Annotated in this window: 19 protein-coding genes and 1 pseudogene; 12 read left to right on the plus strand and 8 right to left on the minus strand. The window is 67.5% G+C overall.

Annotation, left to right across the window (positions count from 1 at the left end):
• Window positions 1-349: 349 nt before the first annotated feature.
• Complete coding sequence (locus ACWJI3_RS06265; protein ID WP_094512277.1) at window positions 350-961, minus strand: cysteine hydrolase family protein; 612 nt, start codon at window positions 959-961, stop codon at window positions 350-352.
• 13 nt (window positions 962-974) lie between these two features.
• Here ACWJI3_RS06265 and ACWJI3_RS06270 point away from each other — a divergent pair, with 13 nt between their 5' ends.
• Genes ACWJI3_RS06270 through ACWJI3_RS06280 form a run of 3 tightly spaced genes read left to right on the plus strand, consistent with a single transcriptional unit; the run spans window position 975 to window position 4,062 of the window.
• The gene (locus tag ACWJI3_RS06270) at window positions 975-2,432 is read left to right on the plus strand and encodes a type I glutamate--ammonia ligase (protein WP_480203215.1); all 1,458 of its coding nucleotides are present in this window, start codon (window positions 975-977) and stop codon (window positions 2,430-2,432) included.
• A gap of 47 nt (window positions 2,433-2,479) precedes the next feature.
• The gene (locus ACWJI3_RS06275) at window positions 2,480-2,875 is read left to right on the plus strand and encodes a hypothetical protein (RefSeq protein ID WP_480203216.1); all 396 of its coding nucleotides are present in this window, start codon (window positions 2,480-2,482) and stop codon (window positions 2,873-2,875) included.
• The gene (locus ACWJI3_RS06280; protein ID WP_480203217.1) at window positions 2,872-4,062 is read left to right on the plus strand and encodes an MFS transporter; all 1,191 of its coding nucleotides are present in this window, start codon (window positions 2,872-2,874) and stop codon (window positions 4,060-4,062) included. The genes ACWJI3_RS06275 and ACWJI3_RS06280 overlap by 4 nt, the downstream gene beginning before the upstream one ends.
• 175 nt (window positions 4,063-4,237) lie before the next feature.
• Here ACWJI3_RS06280 and ACWJI3_RS06285 read toward each other — a convergent pair whose 3' ends face one another.
• Window positions 4,238-6,505: an FdhF/YdeP family oxidoreductase gene (locus ACWJI3_RS06285; protein WP_480203218.1), complete on the minus strand. Its 2,268-nt coding sequence runs from the start codon at window positions 6,503-6,505 to the stop codon at window positions 4,238-4,240.
• 1,054 nt (window positions 6,506-7,559) lie between these two features.
• Between ACWJI3_RS06285 and ACWJI3_RS06290 the strand changes: the two genes are divergently transcribed.
• From ACWJI3_RS06290 to ACWJI3_RS06300, 3 genes are all read left to right on the plus strand, one after another.
• Window positions 7,560-9,827, plus strand: coding sequence for an HAD-IIB family hydrolase (locus ACWJI3_RS06290; RefSeq protein ID WP_480203219.1), 2,268 nt, complete (start codon window positions 7,560-7,562; stop codon window positions 9,825-9,827).
• 14 nt (window positions 9,828-9,841) lie between these two features.
• Window positions 9,842-10,684: an HAD-IIB family hydrolase gene (locus ACWJI3_RS06295; RefSeq protein ID WP_480203220.1), complete on the plus strand. Its 843-nt coding sequence runs from the start codon at window positions 9,842-9,844 to the stop codon at window positions 10,682-10,684.
• Between the two features lie 395 nt (window positions 10,685-11,079).
• Window positions 11,080-13,071, plus strand: coding sequence for an alpha-amylase family protein (locus ACWJI3_RS06300; protein ID WP_480203221.1), 1,992 nt, complete (start codon window positions 11,080-11,082; stop codon window positions 13,069-13,071).
• Window positions 13,072-13,084: 13 nt separating this feature from the next.
• Here ACWJI3_RS06300 and ACWJI3_RS06305 read toward each other — a convergent pair whose 3' ends face one another.
• Both ACWJI3_RS06305 and moaB read right to left on the minus strand, forming a co-directional pair.
• Window positions 13,085-13,939, minus strand: coding sequence for an MOSC domain-containing protein (locus tag ACWJI3_RS06305; RefSeq protein ID WP_480203222.1), 855 nt, complete (start codon window positions 13,937-13,939; stop codon window positions 13,085-13,087).
• A gap of 155 nt (window positions 13,940-14,094) precedes the next feature.
• Window positions 14,095-14,598: pseudogene (moaB, locus tag ACWJI3_RS06310) on the minus strand (molybdenum cofactor biosynthesis protein B); the annotation flags it as partial.
• Between the two features lie 99 nt (window positions 14,599-14,697).
• On the opposite strand from moaB, the gene mnmG reads away from it, so the two are divergent.
• The 4 genes from mnmG (at window position 14,698) to ACWJI3_RS06330 (ending at window position 18,870) form a co-directional block, all read left to right on the plus strand.
• Window positions 14,698-16,611, plus strand: coding sequence for a tRNA uridine-5-carboxymethylaminomethyl(34) synthesis enzyme MnmG (mnmG, locus tag ACWJI3_RS06315; protein WP_255100256.1), 1,914 nt, complete (start codon window positions 14,698-14,700; stop codon window positions 16,609-16,611).
• 35 nt (window positions 16,612-16,646) lie between these two features.
• Entirely contained in the window at window positions 16,647-17,528 is an 882-nt protein-coding gene (locus ACWJI3_RS06320; RefSeq protein ID WP_255100255.1) for a hypothetical protein, read from the plus strand.
• Window positions 17,529-17,609: 81 nt separating this feature from the next.
• Window positions 17,610-18,284 (plus strand): chorismate lyase, encoded by a 675-nt coding sequence (locus tag ACWJI3_RS06325; protein WP_255100253.1) that lies wholly within the window; start codon window positions 17,610-17,612, stop codon window positions 18,282-18,284.
• Between the two features lie 58 nt (window positions 18,285-18,342).
• Window positions 18,343-18,870: a hypothetical protein gene (locus tag ACWJI3_RS06330; protein WP_198948272.1), complete on the plus strand. Its 528-nt coding sequence runs from the start codon at window positions 18,343-18,345 to the stop codon at window positions 18,868-18,870.
• Window positions 18,871-18,883: 13 nt separating this feature from the next.
• Here the strand turns inward: ACWJI3_RS06330 and ACWJI3_RS06335 are convergent, their stop codons facing one another.
• From ACWJI3_RS06335 to ACWJI3_RS06350, 4 genes are all read right to left on the minus strand, one after another.
• Complete coding sequence (locus ACWJI3_RS06335; RefSeq protein WP_255100251.1) at window positions 18,884-19,405, minus strand: DUF1269 domain-containing protein; 522 nt, start codon at window positions 19,403-19,405, stop codon at window positions 18,884-18,886.
• Between the two features lie 99 nt (window positions 19,406-19,504).
• A complete protein-coding gene (locus ACWJI3_RS06340) occupies window positions 19,505-20,182 on the minus strand; it encodes a hypothetical protein (RefSeq protein WP_480203223.1) in 678 nt (225 codons plus the stop codon).
• Window positions 20,183-20,245: 63 nt separating this feature from the next.
• On the minus strand, window positions 20,246-20,374 hold the full coding sequence (locus ACWJI3_RS06345) for a hypothetical protein (RefSeq protein ID WP_255100248.1): 129 nt from the start codon (window positions 20,372-20,374) through the stop codon (window positions 20,246-20,248).
• Between the two features lie 9 nt (window positions 20,375-20,383).
• Window positions 20,384-20,926 carry a SprT family zinc-dependent metalloprotease gene (locus ACWJI3_RS06350; protein ID WP_094512239.1) on the minus strand — a complete coding sequence of 181 codons (543 nt, stop codon included), beginning with the start codon at window positions 20,924-20,926 and terminating at the stop codon, window positions 20,384-20,386.
• Window positions 20,927-21,008: 82 nt separating this feature from the next.
• Here ACWJI3_RS06350 and ACWJI3_RS06355 point away from each other — a divergent pair, with 82 nt between their 5' ends.
• Both ACWJI3_RS06355 and ligA read left to right on the plus strand, forming a co-directional pair.
• Complete coding sequence (locus ACWJI3_RS06355; protein WP_094512234.1) at window positions 21,009-21,431, plus strand: hypothetical protein; 423 nt, start codon at window positions 21,009-21,011, stop codon at window positions 21,429-21,431.
• A 37-nt stretch (window positions 21,432-21,468) separates the two neighbouring features.
• Window positions 21,469-23,586 (plus strand): NAD-dependent DNA ligase LigA, encoded by a 2,118-nt coding sequence (ligA, locus tag ACWJI3_RS06360; protein WP_480203224.1) that lies wholly within the window; start codon window positions 21,469-21,471, stop codon window positions 23,584-23,586.
• The last annotated feature ends 506 nt before the right edge of the window (window positions 23,587-24,092 follow it).

Here is a 24,092-nt window from a genome sequence, read left to right on the forward strand (position 1 = left end):
ATCACGATGGCCATGCCGGTCTCTGCCGCCTCGCGTCAGCGAGCCGATGCCTTGCCGCCCAGCAGCCAGTCAGTGCAGGGCGGCAAGGCTGGAATCAGCGTCGCGACCAGTCATGGCATGCCACGCCACGTGCGAAACGAAAGACTGAGAACGAAAGGAATCCTGAGCAATTGTCCAGGACGATGTGCTCGATTGGTGCCTTTCCCGGGGCTCATCTTTGGGGTGGCCCATCTCCCTCTTCCAATTCGATTTCTGCACCAGGTGATAGCCAATACAGCCACACGAGCAAGGACATCGCATCCAGCAAGGGCATGGCTTGCAGCAAGGAAATGGCTTGCAAGTATTGGCTTCAGGCGGATACGGCGATGAATTCCGTCACCGTGCACAGCCTCCCGTAGCCGCGGAAGCAGCTCAGCGCCGCTCGGTGGCGCTCGGCCGATTCGGCCATGCAGGCGTCGATCAGGCAGGTCACGGTGTAGCCGCGATCCGCCGCATCTTTCACGGTGTGGTCGATGCACTGATCCGTGAGCAGGCCCGCCACCACCAGCTCGGTGATGCCGATGTTGCGCAGCAGGTAATCGAGGTTGGTGGAGTTGAACGGCGACGAGGAGCTTTTTGGCAGCACCAGCTCATCGGCCAGCGGTGCCAGCGGGGCGATCACCTGGGCCTCCCAGCTGCCCGGCGCGAAACCCAGTCCCGAGCGCTTGTAGTCGAGGCTGCGGTCGCGGCCATCGGCGGTGAGGTTGGCGATCACGGTATGGATCACTTCCAGGCCGCCCCGGCGGGCATGGTCCAGCGCCTGCTCCAGCCGAGGCAGGACCGCCGCCTGGAAGTGGGCGTCGAAGCCGGGCGGCCGGGGCGATGGGGAAAACTGGCTGGTTTCAGCGCTGCCCGCACGACCAGCCGCCGGCCCACAGGTGCCGTTCTGGACATCGACCAGGAGCAGGGCTGCGGGAGCCAAGGAAGCCGGGGCTGTGGCCACCACGATGGCCTGTGGCGCCGAATCGGGCAATGATTTCCGGGCCCGTGGCTGCCATGCCGTGCCGGACCTACCCCCTCCCATCGCCAGTCGTGACGTGGCAGACGACGATGCCGCTCTGCAGATGGCCGAGCTGCTGGAGCGCGGCCTGCGCCGGTTGGCGATCACCTTTGTGAACCACGCCGGCTCGGTGCTGGTGAAGGGGGTGCCGCTGGAGCGGCTGGTGCTGGTGGCCAACCAGGGAGTGGGCTTTTCACCAGTGGCTGATGCCTTCGGGGCCACGGGCTTGATCGATCCGCAGCAGAGCCTGGCCCGGCCAGATGGTGACCTGCGCCTGAAGCCCGATCTCACGGCCCTGCGCCCCCTCGATCCGGCCTCCGGCTGGGCCTGGGCTCCCGGCGTGCGGCACGACCGCAGTGGTGGGATCGATGCCCTCGATCAGCGGGGCTTCTGTGCCCGGCAGCAGGCGTCTTTCGCCGCGGCCGGCCTGAGCGCCCTGGCTGGCTTCGAGATCGAGTGGATGGTGGGACTGCCCCAACCGGGCGGGGAGGCCGGCGGCTGGACCCCGGCGGTGATGGGCGGTCCCTACGGCGCCGATCGCCTGGTGCAGGGGCTCGATTACCTCACGGCCGTGGCCGAGGCTCTCGATGCGGCCGAGCTGCCCTGGCTGCAGCTGCATCCGGAGTACGGCGCCGGCCAGTTTGAACTGTCGCTGGCGGCGGCGACCCCGCTCGAGGCCGCTGATCGCCTCGTGGCGGCACGTCTGGTGATCCAGCAGGTGAGCCGCCGCTTCGGCTGGATCTCCAGCTTTGCCCCTGTGGTGACATCTGATCTGGTGGGCAACGGCGGCCACCTGCATCTGAGCGTGGCGGACCAGGGCGTGCCGCTCCTCGGTGGCGGTCCGGGCACCGCCGGCCTCACGGCACGGGGGGAGGCGCTGCTGGCGGGTCTGCTGGAGCAGTTGCCTGCCCTGATGCCCCTGGCCTGCGGCCTGGCGGTGTCGTATGTGCGGCTTTCGCCGGGCCGCTGGGCGGCACCGTTTCAGGTGTGGGGGGTGGAGAACCGCGAGGCGGCCCTGCGGCTGGTGCCGGCCGGCGGGGGCGAGCCCGGCCACCTGGAACTCAAGGTGGCCGACCTAAGCGCCAACCCCTATCTGCTGATGGGCGCGGTGCTTGGGGTGGCGCAGGACGCCCTGCGGCACCCCCGGGTCCTGCGCCCGCCGCTCAGCGGCGATCCCGCCTCGATGCCCCCAGCCGAAGCGCCGCGGCTGCCCAAGACGCTCTCGGAGGCGCTGCTGGCGTTGGAGGCCAGTCAGGTGTTGCGGGAAGTCATGGGGGAGGTTCTGCTGCGCACCGTGGCGGAGTCACGCCAGGCGGAAGTGCGCCGCAGTGAAGCCCTTTCCGACGAGGCCTTGATCGCCTCCACCCGCGCTTGGCCCCTCACTGGACTCTGAGCATGAATGAATCGAGCGCCATGCCCCCCCCATTGAGACCCACGCCCATGGACCCCCTTCAGGCCTCAGCAGTGCTTGAGCAGCGCAGCTTCGCCAGGAGCTATCCACTGGCGAAGCTGCTGCGGTCAAGCGGGATCCCGGCTGGCTTCGGTGAACAGCGCCTCCCCCCCCATGACGACGGTCCGCCCTTCGCGCTGCGCGGTGTCAACGGGGTAGCGCCGCCCGGTTTCGGCGGGCATCCACGTGATACCCGCGGCGATCGCGTGGAACTGGCGACCCGATCCGAGTCTCCTGCCATCGTGCTGGCCCACGCCGCCGTCTGCCCCGGTGAGCGCACCGATCCGCATGTGTTCGTGGCGCCCCTGCCCGCGGCGGTGACAGCCCTGCGCCGGCTCCCAGACCTGGCCGCCCTGCATGGGTGCCAGCCCGACTGGCGGCCATGAGCACCGGACCTTCAGCTTCCATCCACTGGCGTCTGGCCTGGGGCGTGGTGGCTCTGCAGATGGCCCTCCTGCTGGGCTGGATGATCTACAGGGCCTACCAGCCGGCCCTGCTCAGCAGCCATGGATTCAGCCGGCTACTGCTTCCCTTTGCCCTACTGCCCGGCGTGATGGGGCTGGTGATTGAACCGTTGACGGGCTGGCTTTCCGACCGCCGCGACCCGAGCGCACGTGGCCGGCTGCTGCCTGTGAGTGTGGCGGTACTGGTGGCCGGCCTGATCTTTCTTGGGGTGGTAGGTCTGTTGAACCGCGGCATCCCAGCCGGCAGCCTGCTGCTGCCGCTGGTGATGGTGGCCTGGATGGTGGCGGTCCAGAGCTCGGCCAGCCCGGCACTGGCGGTGCTGCATGAGGCGGCCCCCCTGCGCCAGCTGCCACGCGTCGCGGCGCTGTTGACCTGTGCGCAGGGGCTGCTGGGAGCCCTTGAAGCTCCGCTCACCGCCGCGGCCGTGCGGCTGGGGCCAGCCCTCACCTTCACCCTGGGTGCAGCCGTGCTGGGCCTGGGGCTCGTCGTGCTGCGATGGTTGCCGCCGTTTCCTCCTGCACGTAGGGAGCCCGCCATTGCCGTGCGAGTTCCGCCCCGCCAGGCCCTGCACCTGCTGGCCATGGCCCTTGCCGTGGGTGTGGTCACAACGTGTCTGCTGACGCTCCTGCCCCGGGTGCCTTTGGGTGGGTCGTCGCTGTCCTCCGGCGGACACCTGGTGGCAGCCGTGCTGATCGTCTCGGCGCTGGTGGCCCCCTGGGGAGGTCATCTGGTGAGCCGCTGGGGGAGGCAACGCAGCCTGAGGATCGCCCTGGCCACGTTGGCTGCCCTGCTCGCCCTCATGGTGCTTGGCCCAGCCGTTTTGCGCCCAGCCCTGCTGCCGCTGCTGGGTCTGGCCCACAGCCTCGTGTCCACCAGCCTCACAGCCGCGGCCCTGGCCACCCTGCCCGCCACCAGCGCGGGGTTGGGCGCTGGCCTGGTGCTGGGGGGTGCGGGAGCCGCTGGCGCCCTGCTGAGCATGGTCTTCACCAGTGACGGACCCGTTGCCGCCGGACCGCTGCTGGCCTTGGTGGCCGCGGCGACGGGTCTGGCGTTCGCTGCCGGAGCATGCCTCTCTGCGGGGGATGGACGGCGTGATGGCTTGGCCTGAACGGGACCGCTGCAGCGGCCTACCACCACCAAGCTCCGGCGACAATGCACCCCGTCGCTGGGAGCCAGCTTGGATCCGGCGGTGACGGCATTGCGCCCGCTGCCCTGTGTGGTGGATCGACGGGGTGGGCCCTGCCGGCGCACCCGCTGATGTGGCGCCTGGCGCCATCGTCGGCCTAACCGGTGGTGACAGGCCCGCTGCGCACCAGCACCGGCACCCGCTTGAAGGCTGGCGTGCCGCTGCGGTGATCGATGGCGGCGCGGAAGATCGCGTTCACCTCCGGGTAGAACATCAAGCCGGCGCCGGCGCGGATCTCGCCGGGAATCACTTCCACGTCGCTGAGGGCGCCGGCTTCGCCCTGCACGGTCACGCGCTGGTGGGCGCGCAGGCCGCAGCGGGCCAGATCGCCCCGGTTCATCATGATCGTGTTGCGGTGCGGCATGCCGCGGTAGGCATCGCCCGGCTTGTACACCACGGTGTTGTGCTGGGAGTAGCTGCGGGCGGTGATCAGGGCCAGCACCAGGCCCGCTTCCCCCGGCGCCAGGCCGCCGAAATGGGCCGGCTCAGGCAGCGTCAGCGCCGGCAGGGGTGTGGGCTCCATCCGTGCTTTCCCCGACGGCGTGGGGAAGCTGGGCTGCTCGAACACCCGCCCCGCCACGCTGAACTCACGCTTGGTGGCATCGATCGTGGCGATCGCGCCGTAGCCCGGCACGGTGCGGGCGATCAGCTCTCGCACGTAGACGGGGTCCTGCAGGCGGCCCCAGTCGATTGGATCGCTGCCCAGCCGCCGCCGGGCCAGCTCGGCCAGGAAGCCCAGCTCGCTGATCAGGTCGGCGTGCTTCAGGTGTGAGCGGCCCGGATCGTTGAAGCGCACGAAGTTGTTGCCCGATTCGGTGGTGGTGGCGTGCGGCGTTTCGAAGCGGTTGAACACCGGCAGCACCAGGGTGCGGCGGCGCCCCAGCCCGTGGAAGTGCCCCTGGTTGGGCTTGGTGGCCAGGTAGAAGATCGTGTCGATGCGGCCGAGCGCCTGCTGCGCTTCGCTGGAATCCGGGTTGGCGCCCCAGAGGTTGCCGCCGAGGCACAGCAGGGTGTCCACCGCACCGGCGCCGGCGGCCGCGATCAGGGCGCGGGTGTCGTAGCCGGGCACGCGGCTGAGCGGGCGGCCCAGCAGCCGCTCCAGCGCCTGCTGCATCTCGGCCCGCAGCTTCACCGTGACGCCCATCGAGCCGAAGCCCTGCACGTTGGAGTGGCCGCGGATCGGCATGGTGCCGGCCCCGGGCTTGCCGGCGTTGCCGCTCAGCAGCGCCGTGTTGGCGATCGCGTGCACGTTGGTGGTGCCGTTGCTGTGGTGGGTGATGCCCATCGCCCAGGCGAACACCACGCCCTTGGCGCGGCCGATTACCGCAGCGGTGTGGCTGAGCTCCTCGCGGCTGAGGCCGCAGCAGGCAGTGATCGCCTCCCATGGGGTGGCGCGCAGCTGCTCCAGCACCGCCTCGGAGCCTTCGGTGTGGTCGCGCAGGAAGTCGTGGCGCACCTGGCCCGCTTCCAGCAGCGCCTTCTGCAGGCCCAGGAACACGGCGGTGTCTGAGCCGGGCACCGGCTGCAGGAACAGCGTGGCGATCTCCGAGCCCCGCAGCATCGACTTGATTGGAAAGGCCGGCGAGCCGAACTTCAGCAGCCCCACCTCCAGCACCGGGTTGATCACGATCACGCTGCCGCCGCGTTCACGCAGGCGGATCAGCTCGTTCATCAGCCGCGGGTGGTTGGCGGGGGCATTGGAGCCCACCAGCACCACGCAGTCGGCCTGCTGCAGGCTTTCGAGGCTCACCATCGAGGTGCCCGAGCCGAACACCTCGCCCAGCCCCACGGTGGAGGGGGCGTGGCAGAGATCGGAGCAGTCGGCCAGGTTGTTGGAGCCCATCGCCCGCAGCAACAGCTGCAGCAGGTAGGCGGCCTCGTTGGAGGAACGGCCGGAGCTGTAGGAGGCCACCCGCTCCGCTGGGCGGCGGAAGGCGGCGTCGGCCAGCTCGAACACGTCGTCCCAGCCGAGGCGCTCGTAATGGCTGCGGCCCTCGCGCAGGATCAGCGGATGGCTGAGGCGGCCGAGCCGGTCGGCCTCGAGCGAACTGAGCTGCTGCAGCATCGCCAGGCTGCGCTCGGCGAACACCCCCTCCGGCACCGCCGGCTGCAGTTCCGCCGCGATCGCCTCCACGCTCTTGAGGCAGCGCTGCAGCGGCTCGCCCAGCTCATCGACGAAGCCACCGTTCTGACCGCCCGTGCCCCAGGCGCAGGAGAGACAGGCGCTCTTGTGCAGGAGGGTCTGCCAGAGCAGGGGGCCACGGGGCGAGAGGGTGGCCTTGGCCCAGCCGTCGATCACCGGCCAGCCGCCGCCGATCGTGGGGGTGGCTGCATTCGCTGCAGAAGAGTCGTTGCCGGGCTCCATGCCAAGCCGCCGCCTGAGGAATGTCCACTCTGGCGGGTGTGGCGGCGGCCGTGCTGGCATGGAGCCCCGGCGGCCTCAGGGCCGCGTTGGCTCTTCGCGCCTGGTTGGCTGCCCGCGGGCTCTTCCGGCTGTCATGAGCTGTGGGTTCCCGCCCGCTCGAAGGTCTGAACGATGGGCCTGCCCCTGGTCATTGCCTAAGGCACCAACGGGGACATTTCCCCGATGCTGGCCCTGGTCAGCGCCTGGCCGAGAGTCTGCGCAGCGGTACTGACGCTGCAAGAACAAACAATGGGAAACCATGGTATAAAGATTGTAAGAAGGTACGCTTATGTTCCGGGCGTTCCAGCTTTGTCATCATCTCGGCGTGAAGAAGGGCTGCAACTGCGTGCACTGCCGCAGGCCTCTGTGTCTCCCATGGCTGCCAGTTTTCGGCGGTTCTGATGGTTGTGCATCGCGCGTGGCAATCGCAAGGCGTTGCTGAATCTTGCCGACCTGCCATCACACTGGAGCCTGCCATGCAGGGGTTGAGATCATTGACCTCAGAGGGGCTGTCTGCCTGCACTGCTCGACGGGTTCTGCTCTATGGGCATTGTTCTGCGGGCATTGCTCGAGTGGCATTCTTCTGCCCGCTTTGTGCAGATGGCCTTGGCCAGATCGTCTTCCGTGCTGGCGACAGCTCTGGTGTGATCCGACGTCTCATGGATCAGATGGTGCCTTGATCGGTCCTTTTCTGCTTCTTCATTGCTCTGCCATCCACTTCAGCCTGGATTCTGCTCGGCGCCTGCTTTCTGCTGATTTCCATGGTTTCAGGCCGGGTCGGGGCGAGCAGCTCTGGCCATGGCTGCCTGCCTCGTTCAGTGTTGGCATCGATCTGGATCGGTGGCTAAGGGTGGTTGCAGAGCTCTGATGCGTTCTGCTTCCGCTTCGCGTCTGTTGTCGTCTGAGCACCACTGAACCCTTGATTCACCCCTGCGGATCGCCCCAAACGACAGGCCCACATCGCGATGGCGCTTCCAGCCGGGCCACAGCCCGGCAGCTCCCAGCCGCACCGGTTGTGCTGCAACAGCTCGCGTCTCCACAGTTCGAGCCGCCGGCCGCAACGCCACAGCACCCCGTCCAGCAGACCGCTGCCGCCGTCACCCGGCTGGAGCGCTCGGCGCAGCCGGGCGCTTCCGAGCGACCCCTCTACCTGCTGCTGATCAGCCTGCATGGCTTGATCCGCGGCCAGCAGCTCGAGCTGGGGCGTGATGCGGACACCGGTGGGCAAACCAAATATGTGGTCGAGCTGGCCAAGGCACTGGCGCAGCAGCCGCATGTGGAGCAGGTGGATCTGGTCACGCGGCTGGTGGTGGATGCCGCCGTGAGCGACGACTATGCGCAGCCCATCGAGCCCCTGGGGGAGCACTGCCGGATCGTGCGCCTGCCGGCGGGGCCAGAGGCTTACATCGCCAAGGAGCAGTTGTGGCCCTATCTCGGCAACTTCGCCGATACCCTCCATGCCTGGCTGAAGCAGCAGCCGCGCTGGCCCGATCTGATCCATACCCATTACGCCGATGCGGGATATGTGGGCGTGCGGCTCGCCAACCTCACCGGCCTGCCGCTGGTGCACACAGGCCATTCACTCGGGCGTGATAAGACCCGCCGCCTGCTGGCTGTGGGTATGGCGATTGAACAGATCGAAGCCCGCTATCACATGATTGAGCGCATCAGCGCCGAGGAAGATACTCTCAGCCACGCGAGCCTGGTGATCACGAGCACGCGGAATGAGATTGAAAGCCAATACGAACTTTACGATTACTACACGCCCGAGAAGATGGCGGTGATTCCGCCCGGCACCGATCTCCAGCAATTCTTTCCGCCCAGCCCGGAGCCTGCCGCCGCCGATCCGTCGCCCATCCAGCAGGAGATCAACAAGTTTCTTGCCGATCCCACCAAGCCGATGATCCTGGCGCTCTCCCGGGCGGATGAGCGCAAGAACATCATTGCCCTGCTGGAGGCCTTCGGCCAGGAGCCGCGTTTGAAGGCGATGGCCAATCTGGTGATCGTGATGGGCAACCGCGACGACATCCGGGAACTCCATGAAGGGGCCCAGCATGTGCTCACGGAGATCCTGCTGGTGATCGATGCGCTCGATCTCTATGGAGTCGTGGCACTGCCCAAGCACCATCAATCCTCGGAGGTGCCGGCGATCTATCGATCGGCCACGGCCTCAAGGGGCGTGTTCGTGAACCCGGCGCTCACCGAACCCTTCGGCCTCACCTTGCTGGAGGCCGCCGCCAGCGGGCTGCCCCTGGTGGCCACGGATAATGGCGGCCCTGTGGACATCCTCGGCAACTGCCGCAATGGCTTGCTCGTGGATCCCACCGATCGCGTCGCGATTGCCTCAGCGCTGCTGGCGATTCTTGAGGATCCCCAGCTCTGGGCCCGCTATTCCCAGCAGGGGCTGATCAACATCGCCCGGTACTACTCCTGGGAGGCGCATGCCAGCCGTTACCTCACGGCGATCCGACCGATCATTGAGCAGCACCGTCCACCGGAGCGCCCCCCTGCCAGCGGCAGGATCCGCCAGTCGTTTGATCGCGCCATCTTCACCGCGGTGGATAACACCCTGCTCGGCGATGACGAGGGACTCGAGGCACTAGTGAAGGTGATCACGGCGCACCGCCGTGCCTTCATGTTCGGCGTCGCCACGGGGCGACGACTGGATTCAGTGCTGATGCTGCTGAAGCGAAAGGCCATCCCAGCTCCCGACATTCTGATCACCAGCCTGGGTACGGAGATCTATTACACCGGCCAGTTGTTCACCGATGTGGCCTGGAACCGGCACATCAACCATGCCTGGACTCCCCAGGTGCTCAAGCGGGTGATGGATGAAATTCCCGGCCTCACACTGCAGCCCAAGAGTGAGCAGAGCCGCTACAAGCTTTCTTATTACTACGACGCCGCCCATGCTCCTCCCATTGAAGACATTCATGGCCTGCTGCATCAGCAGGAGCTTTCCGTGAATGCCACTTATTCCTTCGGGCAATACCTCGACATCGTGCCGGCACGGGCGTCCAAGGGACAGGCTTTGCGCTACGTGGCCAGCCAGTATGAGATTCCCCTGGAGCAGATCCTCGTGACCGGTGGCTCCGGTGGCGATGAGGACATGCTGCGAGGCAACACGCTGGGGGTGGTGGTGGCCAACTGGCACCAGGAGGAGCTCGCCAACCTCAGCGAATGGCAGCAGGTGTATTTCGCCGCCGGCGCCCATTCCTGGGGCATCCTTGATGCGATCCATCACTACAACTTCTTTCAGCGCATGAGCTGCTCCGTGGCGTGAGGTGTGTCTCGCCCTTGGCGCGGTTGCTGATCGCCACCGATCTTGACCGCACCCTGCTGCCCAACGGAGCTGCCGAGGAATCGCCGCTGGCGCGCCCTCTCTTCGCACGGCTGGCGGCGCGCGCGGAGGTCACGCTGGCATATGTCACCGGCCGTCATCGGGCCCTGGTGGAGGAGGCGATCACCACCTATGCGCTCCCTGAACCCCAGTGGGTGATCAGTGATGTGGGCAGCCGCCTCGACCAGCTTGATCGTGGCCATTGGCAGCCCTGCGCGGCCTGGCAGCAGCACATCCGCCGCGATTGGCCTGGCTGTGTGTCTGCTGATCTGCAGGCTTTGTTTGTGGATCTTCCCCAGCTTGTGCTGCAGGAGAGTGATCGCCAGAGTGCCTTCAAGCTCAGCTTTTATGTGCCTTTGGGTGTCGACCTGGAGGCGTTGAAGCTGGTGATGCTGGAGCGCCTGGCCGGCCACGGTGCCGCCTGCAGCTGGATCTACAGCGTGGATGAAGCAAAGGGCACGGGGCTGCTGGATGTGTGTCCTGCCCGTGCCACCAAATGGCACGCTCTGGAGTTTCTGATGCAGCGCACCGGCTTCGATCTCAGCCACACGGTGTTTGCCGGCGACAGCGGCAATGACCTGCCGCTTCTGGCCAGCGCGGTGCCCGCCGTGCTGGTGGCCAACGCCCACCCCGCGGTGATCGCGGAGGCCACGGCAGCCGCGGGCCGCAGCGGCCATCTCGAGGCGCTTTATCTCGCCCGCGGTGGCTTCATGGGCATGAACGGTCACTACAGCGCCGGCCTTCTGGAAGGTGTGGCTCACTTCCATCCAGGCGTGGCCCACTGGCTGCAGCAGTCGTGAGCCGCCCAGGCCTTTCGGCTGGATGTCGTCTGCCGCCGCTGGCGCCAACGCTGCTTTTTGTGGTGCCCAGGCTGCTCCGGCCTGGCGGCCGATCAGCTGTGACGGCTTCCCCTTGGTCGTGCTGCCCTAGCGTTCATCCAGGCAACGATGCACTGCGCTCAGCCAACTGCTGCTACCAGCAGGCTGCCTCCCATCTGACAGCACCGAGGGTGATTCGGTTGCTGTCACGTTCTGTTCTTTCGCCAGGCCAACGAACCCCCAGCTCGTGCGGCCCTGCCCAGTGCTGCTGCTCCGGCTCATGACCGTACGGCCTGCACAGCTTCGCTTTCGCCAGCGCCCGGCGCTGATGCCGTCCTGTTTCGCTGCCTCTCGTTTCGCTGCTTCTTGTTTCGGCCATGTATGAACAGATTTCCCATTCGCTTCTCAATGCGATCCTCGATGATCTGAAGCCGGAGATTCGCCGCCAGGATCTGCGGCACTTCTATACAAGGCTGGGGGCTAACTTCTTTGCGATCCACTCGCTCTTCTCCACGCTTTACGGCCATCGCGACGACTTCGCCGATCAGATGTTGAAGCTGGTTGAAACGATGGCGATGGGCTATGTCGACCGGTCACCTGAATCTGAACGGTTGGACATCAATCGGGAAACCGATCATAACTGGTTCTTGTCTCAGCGCTGGGTGGGCATGGCGCTCTATACCAACGGTTTCGCTGATGATCTGGCTGATCTGAGCCGGAAGGTGGGTTATTTCCAGGAGCTTGGCATCAACATGGTGCACGTGATGCCGATTCTGGAATGTCCCGTCGGCAAGAGCGACGGCGGTTATGCGGTCAGCAATTTTCGCAGAATTGATGGCCGTGTGGGGGATTTGGCCGATTTCCAGGCGTTGTCGGAGCAGTTCCGTGCCAATGGCATCCTGTTGGTGCTGGATATCGTTCTGAACCACACCTCGGATGAGCACGTCTGGGCCTTGATGGCCAAGCAGGGTGATCTCGAGCATCAGGAGTATTACTACACGTTCGCAGATCGGCGTATCCCCGATCTGTTTGAGCAGAGCATGCCGGAAATCTTTCCTGAAACCGATCCAGGCAACTTCACCTGGAACGAGGAGATGCAGCGCTGGGTGATGACCGTGTTCCACAACTATCAGTGGGATCTCAATTACAGCCATCCAACTGTGTTCATCGCCATGCTGGATATCGTGCTCTTCTGGGCCAATCAGGGCGTGGATGTGCTGCGGCTCGATGCGGTGGCGTTCCTGTGGAAAAAAATAGGGTCTTCCTGTCAGAACGAGCACAAGGCCCACCTGATCCTGCAGCTGCTGAAGGATTGCTGCCAGGTGACGGCCCCTGGGGTGCTGTTCATCGCCGAGGCCATCGTGGCGCCGGTGGAGGTGGCCAAGTATTTCGGTGAAGATGCCATCGTGGCCAAGGAATGCGAGATCGCCTACAACGCCACGCTGATGGCCCTGCTCTGGGATGGCATCGCCACCAAGAACACCCGGTTGCTACGGGAAGGGATCAAGAGCCTGCCCAGCAAGCTCGATCGTGCCACCTGGCTCAATTATGTGCGCTGCCATGATGATATCGGCTTCGGTTTCGATGACAGCGACATCAGGGCAGCGGGTTACGACCCCTCCGCACATCGCAGGTTCCTGGTGGATTATTTCACCGGCCACTACGACGACAGCGCCCGGGGCCTGGTCTTCATGCGCAACGAGACCACCGGCGACGCTCGCATCTGTGGCTCGCTGGCTTCGTTGGTGGGGCTTGAAGCCGCTCTGGAGCGGCAGGATGCGCGACTGACCCGGCAGGCCATTGATCGCATCCTGCTGCTGCATGGGGTGATCCTCTCCTTCGGCGGCATCCCCCTCATCTATAACGGTGACGCTCTTGGTGTGCTCAACGATTACAGCTTCCGCGACGACCCCGATAAGCACGAAGACAGCCGCTGGGTGCACCGTCCGAAGATCAACTGGCAGCAGGCCGAGCAACGCAAGCAGCCGGGCACGGTGGAGTTCGAGATCTTCACGGCCATGCAGCGCATGATCGCCATCCGCAAGCAGACCAGCGCCTTCGCCGACTTCAACAACCGCGAACTGCTGCCCGTGGCCAATGATCACGTGCTCTGTTATGCACGCTCAGATGGTCAGCAGGGCGCCTACAGCGTGGTGGTGCTGGCCAACTTCGATGCCAGCCCACAGCAGGTGGAGCTGAGCGATCTGTGCCGCCATGGCATGCAGCAGGGCCTCAGCCATGGCGCCAATCCAGGCTTCAACAGCCACTGCACTCTCACCGACCTCTACACCGGTGCCGCCCCCACCCAGTTCGACGGCGGCATCGTGCTGAGCGGCTATCAGTTCTATTGGCTGCGCCAGCAAGGCTGACGATCCTCTCGGCTCAGCCCGCGCCCCCCTCCAGCAGTGTGATCGGGTCGCCTACCGCCACCGGCCCCGGGGTCAGCACTGACAGCCGGATGCCGGCGATCACCTTGTTGTGGCGTGCTGTGGCCCGCAGGATCTCGATGTCTTCCGGCAGGCCGCACTGGGCCAGGGTGGTGATCACGCAGCGAGGGCAGGCCGTGTCCACCTGCAGCAACGCCCGCTTACCGATCCGCAGGCGGTGGCCTAACCAGGCCTCCTCCACGAACCCCTCGTCGCCCTCCAGTGGCGCCATCAGCAGGTTGGGGCGGAAGCGCTCCACGGCGAAATCGAGGTCGGGCTCCAGCTGCCGCAGGCGGTCGAGCGTGGCGGTGCTGATCGCATGGATCGGGCAGGAATCGAAGAAGGTGCCGGCGGGCAGCACCAGCTCATTCACCACGTCCTGAAACTCCCGCTCCTGCACCGGCGGCCAGTACTGATCCAGGCTGGCGCCCTCCTGGGGCCGATCCAGCAGGCTCACCTGCCGGCCCAGCCACGCCGACAACTGGGCGCCTGCCTCCGGATCACTGGTGAGCAAGGGCGCCGCCTCCGTACCGGCCGCCCGATCAGCCGCGGCGCTGATCGCGGCGGCGGGCAGCGCCTGACCCGGCAGCGGTGGCGCCACGAACTGAGCCTGGTACTGGAGCAGAGAGCGCCACAGGCGCGGATTCTTGGCGCTGGCCACCCGGCCGGTGGCATGGTCCCAGAGGGCATAGGCGCGGTCGCCGCAGATTCCCCCTTCGCCCACCTCCACCTGGGGCAGGCACTCGCCCAGCATCGATTTCACCGGATAGCGCCAGAGCGCTTCCACCCGTCCCACCAGCCTGCCGTTCATGGGATCCGCCCAACGGCCTCATCCAAGCGTTCAGCGGCGCCGAATGCCGTTCAGGGCGTACCGCCGGTGCCGGAGTTACTGGCGGAGCTCGTGCCGGTGCCGCTGTTGCTGGTGCTGGTGCTGGCCGCCGGGCTCCAGGCCGGGGTGTGGGGGTCCTCGCGCAGCCGCGGCAGCAGCTGCACCAGGTTGCAGGGCCGGGTGGCGGGGTTCAGCTGGGCGCTGATCAGCCGGTCCCAGGCGGTGCTCACCGCATCGAGCGAGCCGGGCAGCACGAAGATCACCGTGCCGTTGGCCACCCCCGCCAGGCAGCGGCTCTGCAAGGTGCTGGTGCCGATCGTCTCGAAGGAGAGCTGGCGGAACAGCTCGCCGAAGCCCTCGATCGTCTTGTCGAGCAGGGGCGCGACCGCTTCCGGTGACCCATCGCGGCCGGTGAGCCCGGTGCCCCCGCAGCTGATCACCACCTGCACCGCCGCTGTGGCGATCCAGCGGCTCACCACCGCCCGGATCGCGTAGCGGTCGTCGGGTACGCACAACCGCTCCACCAGCTGGTGGCCTTCGCGCTCCAGGCGATCGCGCAGCGCATCGCCGGAGGGATCGTCGGCGCTGGGGTCGGCGCTGCGCCGGTCGGACACCGTGAGCAGGGCGATGGCGAGACTCACAAGGCAACGCGCGGCGACGGCCTGAGGCTAGGCAGCGCGGCGCCTGGGGCCCCCGACCCGCGCTCGGCAGGCCTGGGGCCAGGCCCATAGCCTGGGCGGATGGCACTGAGCGCGGCACCGAGCGAAAGCTTTGAACTGATCGTCGTCGGCGGCGGCCATGCGGGCTGCGAGGCGGCGCTCGCGGCGGCGCGGCTGGGCATCGACACCGCCCTGTTCAGCCTCAACATCGACCGCATCGCCTGGCAGCCCTGCAACCCGGCGGTGGGTGGGCCGGCCAAGAGCCAGCTGGTGCATGAAGTGGATGCGCTCGGCGGCGTGATCGGGCGGCTGGCCGATGCCACCGCTCTGCAGAAGCGGGTGCTCAACGCCAGCCGGGGGCCGGCAGTGTGGGCCCTGCGCGCCCAGACCGACAAGCGCGCCTATGCCCGCCAGATGCTGCAGCTGCTGCAGCACACGCCGCACCTGCATCTGCGCGAGGCGATGGTCACCGGCCTGGAGGTGGCTGACGACCGGGTGATCGGCGTGCGCACCTATTTCGGCAGCGTGTACGCCGCCGGCGCCGTGGTGCTCACCACCGGCACCTTTCTGGGCGGTACGATCTGGGTGGGCAACCGCTCCATGCCCGCCGGCCGCGCCGGCGAAGCCCGCGCCGAAGGGCTCACCGAGGCGCTGCAGGCGCTGGGCTTCCGCACCGACCGCCTCAAGACCGGCACGCCGGCCCGGGTCGATCGACGCAGCGTGCGCCTCGATCAGCTGGAGGAACAACCCAGCGACGCTGCCGATCGCTTCTTCTCCTTCGATCCGGCCGCCTGGGTGAGCGGGGAGCAGATGGCCTGCCACATCACCCGCACCACCGCGGCCACCCACCAGCTGATCCGCGACAACCTCCATCTCACGCCGATCTACGGCGGCTTCATCGACAGCAAGGGGCCGCGCTACTGCCCCTCGATCGAAGACAAGATCGTGCGCTTCGCTGACAAGGACTCCCACCAGATCTTCCTGGAGCCGGAGGGTCGCGACACGCCCGAGCTCTACATCCAGGGGTTCTCCACCGGCCTGCCCGAACGGCTGCAGCTCGAGCTGCTGCGCACGCTGCCGGGGCTGGAGCAGTGCGTGATGCTGCGGCCCGCCTATGCGGTCGACTACGACATCCTGCCTGCCACCCAGCTGTTGCCCTCGCTGATGACCAAGCGGGTGGAGGGGCTGTTCAGCGCCGGCCAGCTCAACGGCACCACCGGTTATGAGGAGGCGGCGGCGCAGGGGCTGGTGGCGGGGCTGAATGCGGCGCGGCTGCTGCGCGGCCAGAGCCCCGTGCACTTTCCGCGCGAGGGCAGCTACATCGGCACCTTGATCGACGATCTGGTCACCAAAGACCTCAAGGAGCCCTACCGGGTGCTCACCAGCCGCAGCGAATACCGGCTGGTGCTGCGGGGCGACAACGCCGATCGGCGCCTGACGCCGCTGGGCCATGAGCTGGGATTGGTGGATGGCCGCCGCTGGCAGATCTTCGAGGCCAAGCAGGCGGCGATCGCGGCCGAGCAGCGCCGCCTCGACAGCGTGCGGCTGAAGGCGTCTGATCCTGCCGCCGCCGCTATCGAAGCGGAAACGGGCGCGCCGATCCGCGGCTCGATCACCCTGGCCGATCTGCTGCGCCGCTCCGGGGTGCATGCCACCGATCTGGTGCGCCACGGTCTCTGCGATCCGCAGCTGCCGGCCGATGTGCGCGACAGCGCCGAGATCGATGTGAAATACAGCGGCTATCTGGCCCGCCAGCAGCAGGAAATCGAGCGGGTGCGCAAGCAGGATCACCGGCCGATTCCAGACGGCATTGATTACGCCGCCATCGCCACCCTCTCGAAGGAGGCGCGTGAGCGCCTGGCCGCCGTGCGGCCGCTGAATCTGGGCCAGGCCGCACGCACGCCCGGCGTCAGCCCCGCCGATGCGAATGCCCTGCTGCTGTGGCTGGAGCTGAACCGGCGGCAGGAAGCCGCAAAACGGACGTCAGTGCCTTAAGCTCGCGCGTCACTCACGCCTGGGCCTGCGCTTTCATGGCGACCCCCCCTTCAGTCCCCACCTCCAGAGCCTTCTGGGATCTCAAGGCCGAGCAGGTGGTGCACCGGGTGTTTGCCAATGGAGCCAACCGCACCAGTGTTGGCCTGCTCGACCATACGCCGATCGATGTGGTGGTGAGCGAGGCCCCCCCGCGCGCTCCGGCTCCGCCTCCACCTTCACGGGCTACCCGCACAGCCACCACAGCCCTCTGGCACCGCCCCTGGCTACCGATTCTCGCGGCCCTTGCCCTGGTGGGGATCACCTCCTCGCTGCTGCTGTGGCGCAACTGGCAGGTGGCCAACCGCGCGCTTGATCAGGAACGCAATCTCAAGCTGCTGGAGCGGCTGCGAGATCTGGTGCCCGCCGCCGCTGAACCGGCAGCGTTGCCTGCTGGTCAGATTGCAGGAGCTGCCCCCACCCTTGATCCCAGCCTGCCGCCGCCGCCGCTGGAAGAGCCGTGGGTTCAGGAGCTGGCGCCCCTCTCTGGTGGCACCGCCGGCCAGGCCTCCACCGCGCGGCCGCTGCGGGTGCCCGTTAGCGGCACCATCACCCGCCCAGCCCCCGCCGCTGCTGCTGCTGGTGGCAACGGCTGGGCGGTGGGCGACACCGTGGGTGCCTCCGCCACCCCCAGGGTCGCTGCTCCCCCGTCGCCGGCTGGTGCAAGCGCGGGCCCTGCCCCCGAGCTGATGGGAGTGGTGCAGGTGCAGGGCCGATCCAGCGCAGCGATCTTCCAGGTGGGCGGCACAAGCACGAACGTGTCGGTGGGAGAGCCGATCGGCGCCAGCGGCTGGCGTCTGCAATCCGCCAGTGGCGATTCGGTGGTGATTGAACGCCAGGGCAAGCAGCGCCAGGTGAGCATCAGCAACGATGGCCTCTGAGCTGATGTGACTGCTCAGCCAGTTCCCCCGCTCTCATTGCCCAGGCTGGCTTCGTAGCCTGAACCACCGGTGCTCAGCCCGATGAGCGGCTCACTCTGCTCGACCCCTGCCCGATCGCGCGAGGAGCCAATCCCCGGCGACGACGGCTCCCCCTTCCCCTCACCGCATGCCCTGTGGTCGGCGTCGCGGGCGGCCATGGAGGCCGGCTGCACGGCGGCGGGCCTCAGCGGTGCCTGGCAATTGCTGCTGCTGGGTGATGGCAGCCCCACCCGCCACCTGCAGCTGCTCACCGGCGCTCCGGTGGAGGTGGAGCTGATCGCCATGGCATGCGATGCGGGGGATGGCAAGCGGGTGCCTGCAGAAGTGGGTGGTCTGGCCTCGCCCTTGCTGCGGCGTCAGGTGTGGCTTCGCTGTCACGGAGAGCCGCTGGCCTGGGCCGAAAGCTGGTGGAACCAGTCGCAGGCCGAAGAAAATCTCCGCGACCGCCAGCTGCCGATCTGGCAAAGCCTGACGGCGGATCGCGCCGAACTGTTCCGTGAAGTGGATGGGTTGGCCCAGGTGACAGAACCTTGGCTGGAACAGGGTTTTGGCTGCAGCGGTCCGTTCTGGAGCCGCCACTACCGCTTCTTTCGCGGCGGGCGTCAGCTCACGGTGATCCGCGAGGTCTTCTCCCCGGCACTGGAGCGTTGGCTGGGCCCCAGTCAGCGCTGTGAAGAATCATCAACATTGTTGCCAGCCGTCACACGGACGCATTGACAAGTTGCGAGTTGCCCCAGCCCGGGCACCATGTTGATGTTCCACGTCGGTTCGCCCGATGGCCCCGTCCACGTCCTGGCTCAGCCTCACCGATCTGGGCCGCCTCTACGGCATCTCCGCCATCTACTGCGGCCGCCTGCTGTGCGAGGTCGGTCTGCGCGACCACGACGGACGCCCCAGCGCCGAGGCTCTGGCCAGCGGCTTAGCCCAGGTGGCCTGCTCCAGCCACCGCAATGTGGACACGCTCTGGCATGAAGAAGGCTGCCGCGCCGCACTGGAAGCTCGAGGCCAAGTGCCCCTTGCGCAGCGCACGCTTGTGGAGCAGTGGGCCGAGCTGCTCTGGGCGATGAAGCAAGGATCAGCGGCGATCAGCACCTCTGCCGAGCAGATGGCCGAAGATCTCCCCGGTGAGCTGGTGGAGCCTGTCAACCAACAACTGCGTGTGAACGGCTGGGACTTCCAGGTGCCCCGCACCCACCACAGCGGTGGCGGTGCCGGCGCCGGTGAAGGCCATGCCAATGGCACCCCCCGCGCCCGCAACCATCCTGATGACCTGGCCCGTCGCCGCCGCAAAGCGGCTAGCTGAAAGCCTGCCGGGTTCAGCCGAGCCGCAGGGCTTCAGCCTGTTGGCGGGTCTTCTCGAGCAGCTCGCGCAGCCGGTCTTCGTCGGTGTGGCTGAGGCTGGTGCGCAGCAGCTTGGCGTGGGGGGCGAAGCTGCGCAGGCGCTCCACCACCCGGTCAGGGGTGGCTTCACGCACCAGCAGGCAGAGGGCGGCGCTGCCCTTCGGCAGGGTTTCGCCCACCTCACGCAGGAAGCCGTCGCTGATGCCCAGATCGCTGAGCGCGCCCGAGGCGGCACCGACACCGGCGCCCAGGGCAGCACCCAGCAGCGGGTTGAGGAACAGCAGCCCCACCAGCGAGCCCCAGAAGCCACCGCCCAGCGCGCCGGCGGCGGTGAGGTTGATCGCCTGACGCAGATGCACCTCCCCGGCGGCATCGTGCTCGACCACCACCGCATCTTCCAGTGAGATCAGATGCTCCTGCTGGATATTGACAAGCTCGCGACGTACGGCGTCAGCGTCCTCGGTTTTCGGAAATCCCACCACGATCAGGTTGCTCATGGACGCAGATCCTTGGAAGCGGTTGATCACCATTGAATGTAGGTGGCATGCGGTGGCGCTCCGCTGGTGGACTGCGTTGAGGATTCGCGGCTGCCCCGCTCAATCCCGCCGGCGGCTGGAGCGGGGCAGGGGGCGCTGGGGCGTGCGTGCCGGCGGCAACGACGGCGGGGTCTCGCTCCCAGCGGCTGCCCCGCTGGGGCGCTGCCAGCGGGGCAGGCGGAAGTTGTCGTCCTCGGGCCAATCGTTGGTGTCGGGCGCGGGTGGCAGCAGCGGGGCGCTGCGACGGGAGATCGCCTCCAGTGGCCGCCGCCCGCCACTGGCGGTGGGGCCAGCCGGTGTTGCGGCCGAGCCGCTTCCCCTGTCCCACTCCCTGGCCGGCTCAGGCGCTCTGCCCATGGGGCTGCGGCTGGCGGGTTCCCGGCTGGCGGTGCGGAAACGCTCGTCGGTGGGAAGGTCGCTGCGGCGGCGGGGTGGTGGGGTCTGCGCCTCCCGCTCCTGGGGGGAGGGGCGTTCCTGCCAGGGTTCGGGCCAGTCGTCGTCGCCTTCGAGGAACCAGTCGAAGCGTTCGCCCACCCAGCGACCCAGACCATCCAGGCCCGGTCGTGCACCGGTGCGGCCCCCGGCTCCACGCGCCTGGCCACGCGAGCCCGGGCGAGCCCCGGACACGCCGTTCACCAGCTGCCGCCCCGCCACCATCCATTGATCGAAGGTTCCGCCCGCCGTGGGCGATCCCTGGCGGCGTCTGCCGCGGCGGGAAGGGTCACCGGAACCGTTCATGGCTCTGTCCTGTGTCCGTCCTGATGGGCCCGGCTCTTCCCTAAGAACCGTTTCGCCTTGACCCTAACGGCTGAGGCGCAGGGCCCAGCGGCGGCGCAGCCAGCGTTCGCGGCCCAGGCCCACCACGGCGATCGCCAGGCCGCCGCATTGCAGCACCCCCAGGAACAGTTCCATGCCAAGGGCGCGATCCATCGGCGAACCCTAGGCGCCACCGGGTTCGAACAGGAGCTGGCAGCTGGCATGCCACTGGCCGCCGTGCAGCCGGTCGCAGCAGAGGCGGCAGGCCACGCCCCGCACCCGCCGCCGGTAGGGCGCCGTGACACCGCAGCTGGGGCAGCGGGCGATCCAGCGCACCGCACTGACCGGCACCGGGTAAGAGTGGCGCAGGCTCACCTCGAACGCCGACTGGGCGGCGTTGATGCGGGCCATGCGGGCGCGGAAGTGGGGGCCGTGCACCTCGCGCACCCCCAGCACCCGGTCGATCCAGGCGTGGATCATCTCGTGGCAGAGGGTGCCGAGCGTGGCTTCACGGGGCAGCGGTTCGAGCACCGGCCGCGACAGCACGATCTCGCACAGCGGTGTGCCGTCGCGCTGCCGGCCGCTGCGGTAGAGCCCGGCGGTGCGGTTCATGCGGCCATCGCTCCAGCGCACCGCCACCAGGCTGCGGCCCTGCGGCGCCAGGGTGCCGTCGAAGTGCTCCCGGTTGAGGCGGTGGAACAGCGGAAGCAAGGACTCCAGGGGCATGCCGCTTCAGGGCGTTGGCACCAGCCAGGCAGTCTGGCGGGGCCGTCGGTCAGACTCCAGGCTCAGGATGCGCGCTTTCGCCATGGATTGGGGTCTGGCACAGACGATCGGCACCAAGGCCCTGTTGGCCGGTGCCGGCGCCCTGCTTCTCTACTGGACCTACACGGCCGTGAAGCTGGTGATCAGCGCCCGCGGCATCAACCCGCTGCTCAAGCAGTTCTTCACCCAGGTGGCCTCGGGCCAGATCGATGGCGCCTATCTGCTCACCACCAAGAACTACCGCTCCCATGTGAACCGGCAACAGTTCATCCGTTTCCTGGCGGGCCTGCAGCTCAACAAGTACCGCAACCTCAAATCCGGCCGGCCCCGCATCCAGGACGGCCAGATCATCCTCACGGTGAAGCTGAAGTCGGAGGCAAAGGAGGAACTGCCGCTCGATTTCACCTTCGTGAAGGTGGAGGAAGCCTGGCGGGTGGATCGCATCAACAGACTCGCCGCTGCCTGACGCTCCATCCCGCCGCTCCTTGCCAGCGCCGCCTCCCATGCCCGACGCATCGCCTGAGGATCGGGCCGAGGAATTGCGCCGCCTGCTGCAGCGCGCGGCGCACGCCTACTACGTGCTCGATGCCCCGGAGCTGGAGGACCCGGTCTATGACCGGCTCTATCGCGAGCTGCTGGAGCTGGAGGCGGCCCACCCCGAACTGGTGCGTCCCGATAGCCCCACGCAGAGGGTGGGCGGCGCTCCCGCCGAAGGCTTTTGCACGGTGGAGCACCGCGTCGGACTGCTCAGCCTCGACAACGCCTTCGGCTTGGAGGACCTGGAGGCCTGGTATGGCCGCCTGCTGCGCGCGATCGATCGCTTGCCCGAGGTCGGTGCACCGCTGCCCGCCCTGCCGATGGTGGGCGAGCTCAAGATCGACGGCAACGCCCTCGCTCTCAGCTACGCCAACGGGGTGCTGGTGCGGGCCGCCACCCGCGGTGACGGGGCGTGGGGCGAGGAGATCACCGCCAACGTGCGCACGATCCAGAGCGTGCCGCTGAGGCTGCAGCTGGATCACCCCCCGGCCTGGGTGGAGGTGCGCGGTGAGGCCTTCATCCCCGACGCCACCTTCAGCGCCATCAATACCGAGCGCGAAGCCCGCGGCGAACCGCCGTTCGCCAACCCCCGCAATGCCTGCGCGGGCACCCTGCGGCAGCTCGATCCGAAGGTGGTGGCCGCCCGGCGTCTCGATTTCTTCGCCTACACCCTCCATCTCCCTGAGGAGTGGGATCCGGTCGGCGCCGGCGGGACCAGTGATCCAGCGAGGCCCACCAGCCAGTGGGCCTCGCTGGAGTGGCTGCACTCCGCCGGCTTCCGGGTCAATCCCAATGCCGAACTCCTGCCCGACCTGGCCGCGGTGGAGGGTTTCTTCAGCGCCTGGGAGGAGACACGGCGCTCCCTGCCCTACGCCACCGACGGGGTGGTGGTGAAGCTCAACGACCTGCGACTCCAGGCCGAGGCCGGCTTCACCCAGAAGGCGCCGCGCTGGGCGATCGCCCTCAAGTACGCCGCCGAGGAGGCCCCCAGCCGGCTGCTGCGCCTGGTGGCCCAGGTGGGACGCACCGGAGTCGTGACGCCGGTGGCGGAGTTCGAGCCGGTGGCGCTCGCCGGCACCAGCGTGAGCCGCGCCACCCTCCATAACGCCGACCGGCTGGCCGAGCTCGATCTCCACGCCGGCGACACGATCGTGGTGCGCAAGGCGGGTGAGATCATCCCAGAGGTGGTGCGGGTGCTGGTCGAACTGCGGCCGGCAGGGGCAACGCCGCTGGCCCTGCCCCAGGCCTGCCCGGAGTGCGGCTCGGAGCTGGTGCGCGAGACGGGGGAGGCGGCCACGCGCTGCGTCAACAGCAGCTGCCCGGCGATCCTGCGCGGCTCGCTGCGCCACTGGGTGAGCAAGGCGGCCCTCGACGTGGATGGCCTCGGCAGCAAGCTGATCGAGCAGCTGGTCGACCGTGGGCTGGTGCGCTCGATCGCCGATCTCTACAGGCTTGACGCCGCGCTGCTGGCCAGCCTGGAGCGGATGGGGGAGAAGTCGGCGTCGAATCTGGCGGCGGCGCTGGAGGCCTCCAAGGCCAAGCCTTGGCATCGCCAGCTCTATGGCCTTGGGATTCACCACGTGGGCGAGGTGAACTCCAAGGCCCTGGCCAGGGTGTTCACCTCGGCCGCCACTCTCGCCACGGCGGCATTCGAGGCCCCGGAGGCGATCACCGCAGTCCATGGCATCGGCGTCGAGATCGTCCAGTCGCTGCAGCAGTGGTTTGCCATCCCCGCGAACGAGCGCCTGCTCAACGACCTGGCGCAGCTGGGTCTGACGCTGGCCAGCACCGGCGCCGTTCCTGACGGAGGCGGCAGGTCCCAGTCCCAGCCTCTAGCGGGGAAGACACTGGTGCTCACGGGCACGTTGCCCAGCCTGACCCGGCACCGTGCCCAGGAGCTGATCGAGGCCGCCGGTGGCAAGGTGACAGGCTCGGTGAGCCGGAAGACGAGCTTCGTGGTGGCTGGCGAGGAGGCGGGAAGCAAGCTCGGCAAGGCCGAGAGCCTGGGTGTGGCCGTGATCGACGAAGCGGGTCTGCAGGCCCTGCTCGCTGCAGAGCCACCACGGTCCTCCGAGTCGGACTGAGCGTCTCACCTCACCGGTCTCCTCAAGCCTTCGGGGCAGGCGACAGGCGCGTCAGCAGCTTCGCTGGGACGGTCACGGCCGTTGCTGTGCGTGACCAGGCTGGCAGGCGCACCGCCCTCCGCAGGACAGGGCGGATGACGCCACGACCTCGCTGACGCAGGGGGACGTTCTCACCCTGTGCCGACATAAGAGTTTTCTTGCCAATTTCCTTCCGTCCTCTTACCGCCGAACTTTTACTGTTCATTCAGTTCAGCCATTCAAACTGAACAGGTGGACAGATGGCTCGTCTGTTGACTGCACGGCTAATCATGCAGTACAGGCAGAGGCGTCGACTGACCATCATTATCCCCGTCCCAAATTCTAACCAGTCAAAGGAGAACATCATGGCAACTGAATCTTCGACCAATGCAGCCCTGTTGGGCCTGAATCTGCTGTCAGGGGCAGATAGCTTCCTCACTGATCTCACCCCAGAGGATGAGGCCTCCATTTCAGGTGGCAATGGCAGG

This window comes from Marcopretia estuarina LEGE 06307 (genome assembly GCF_056633115.1).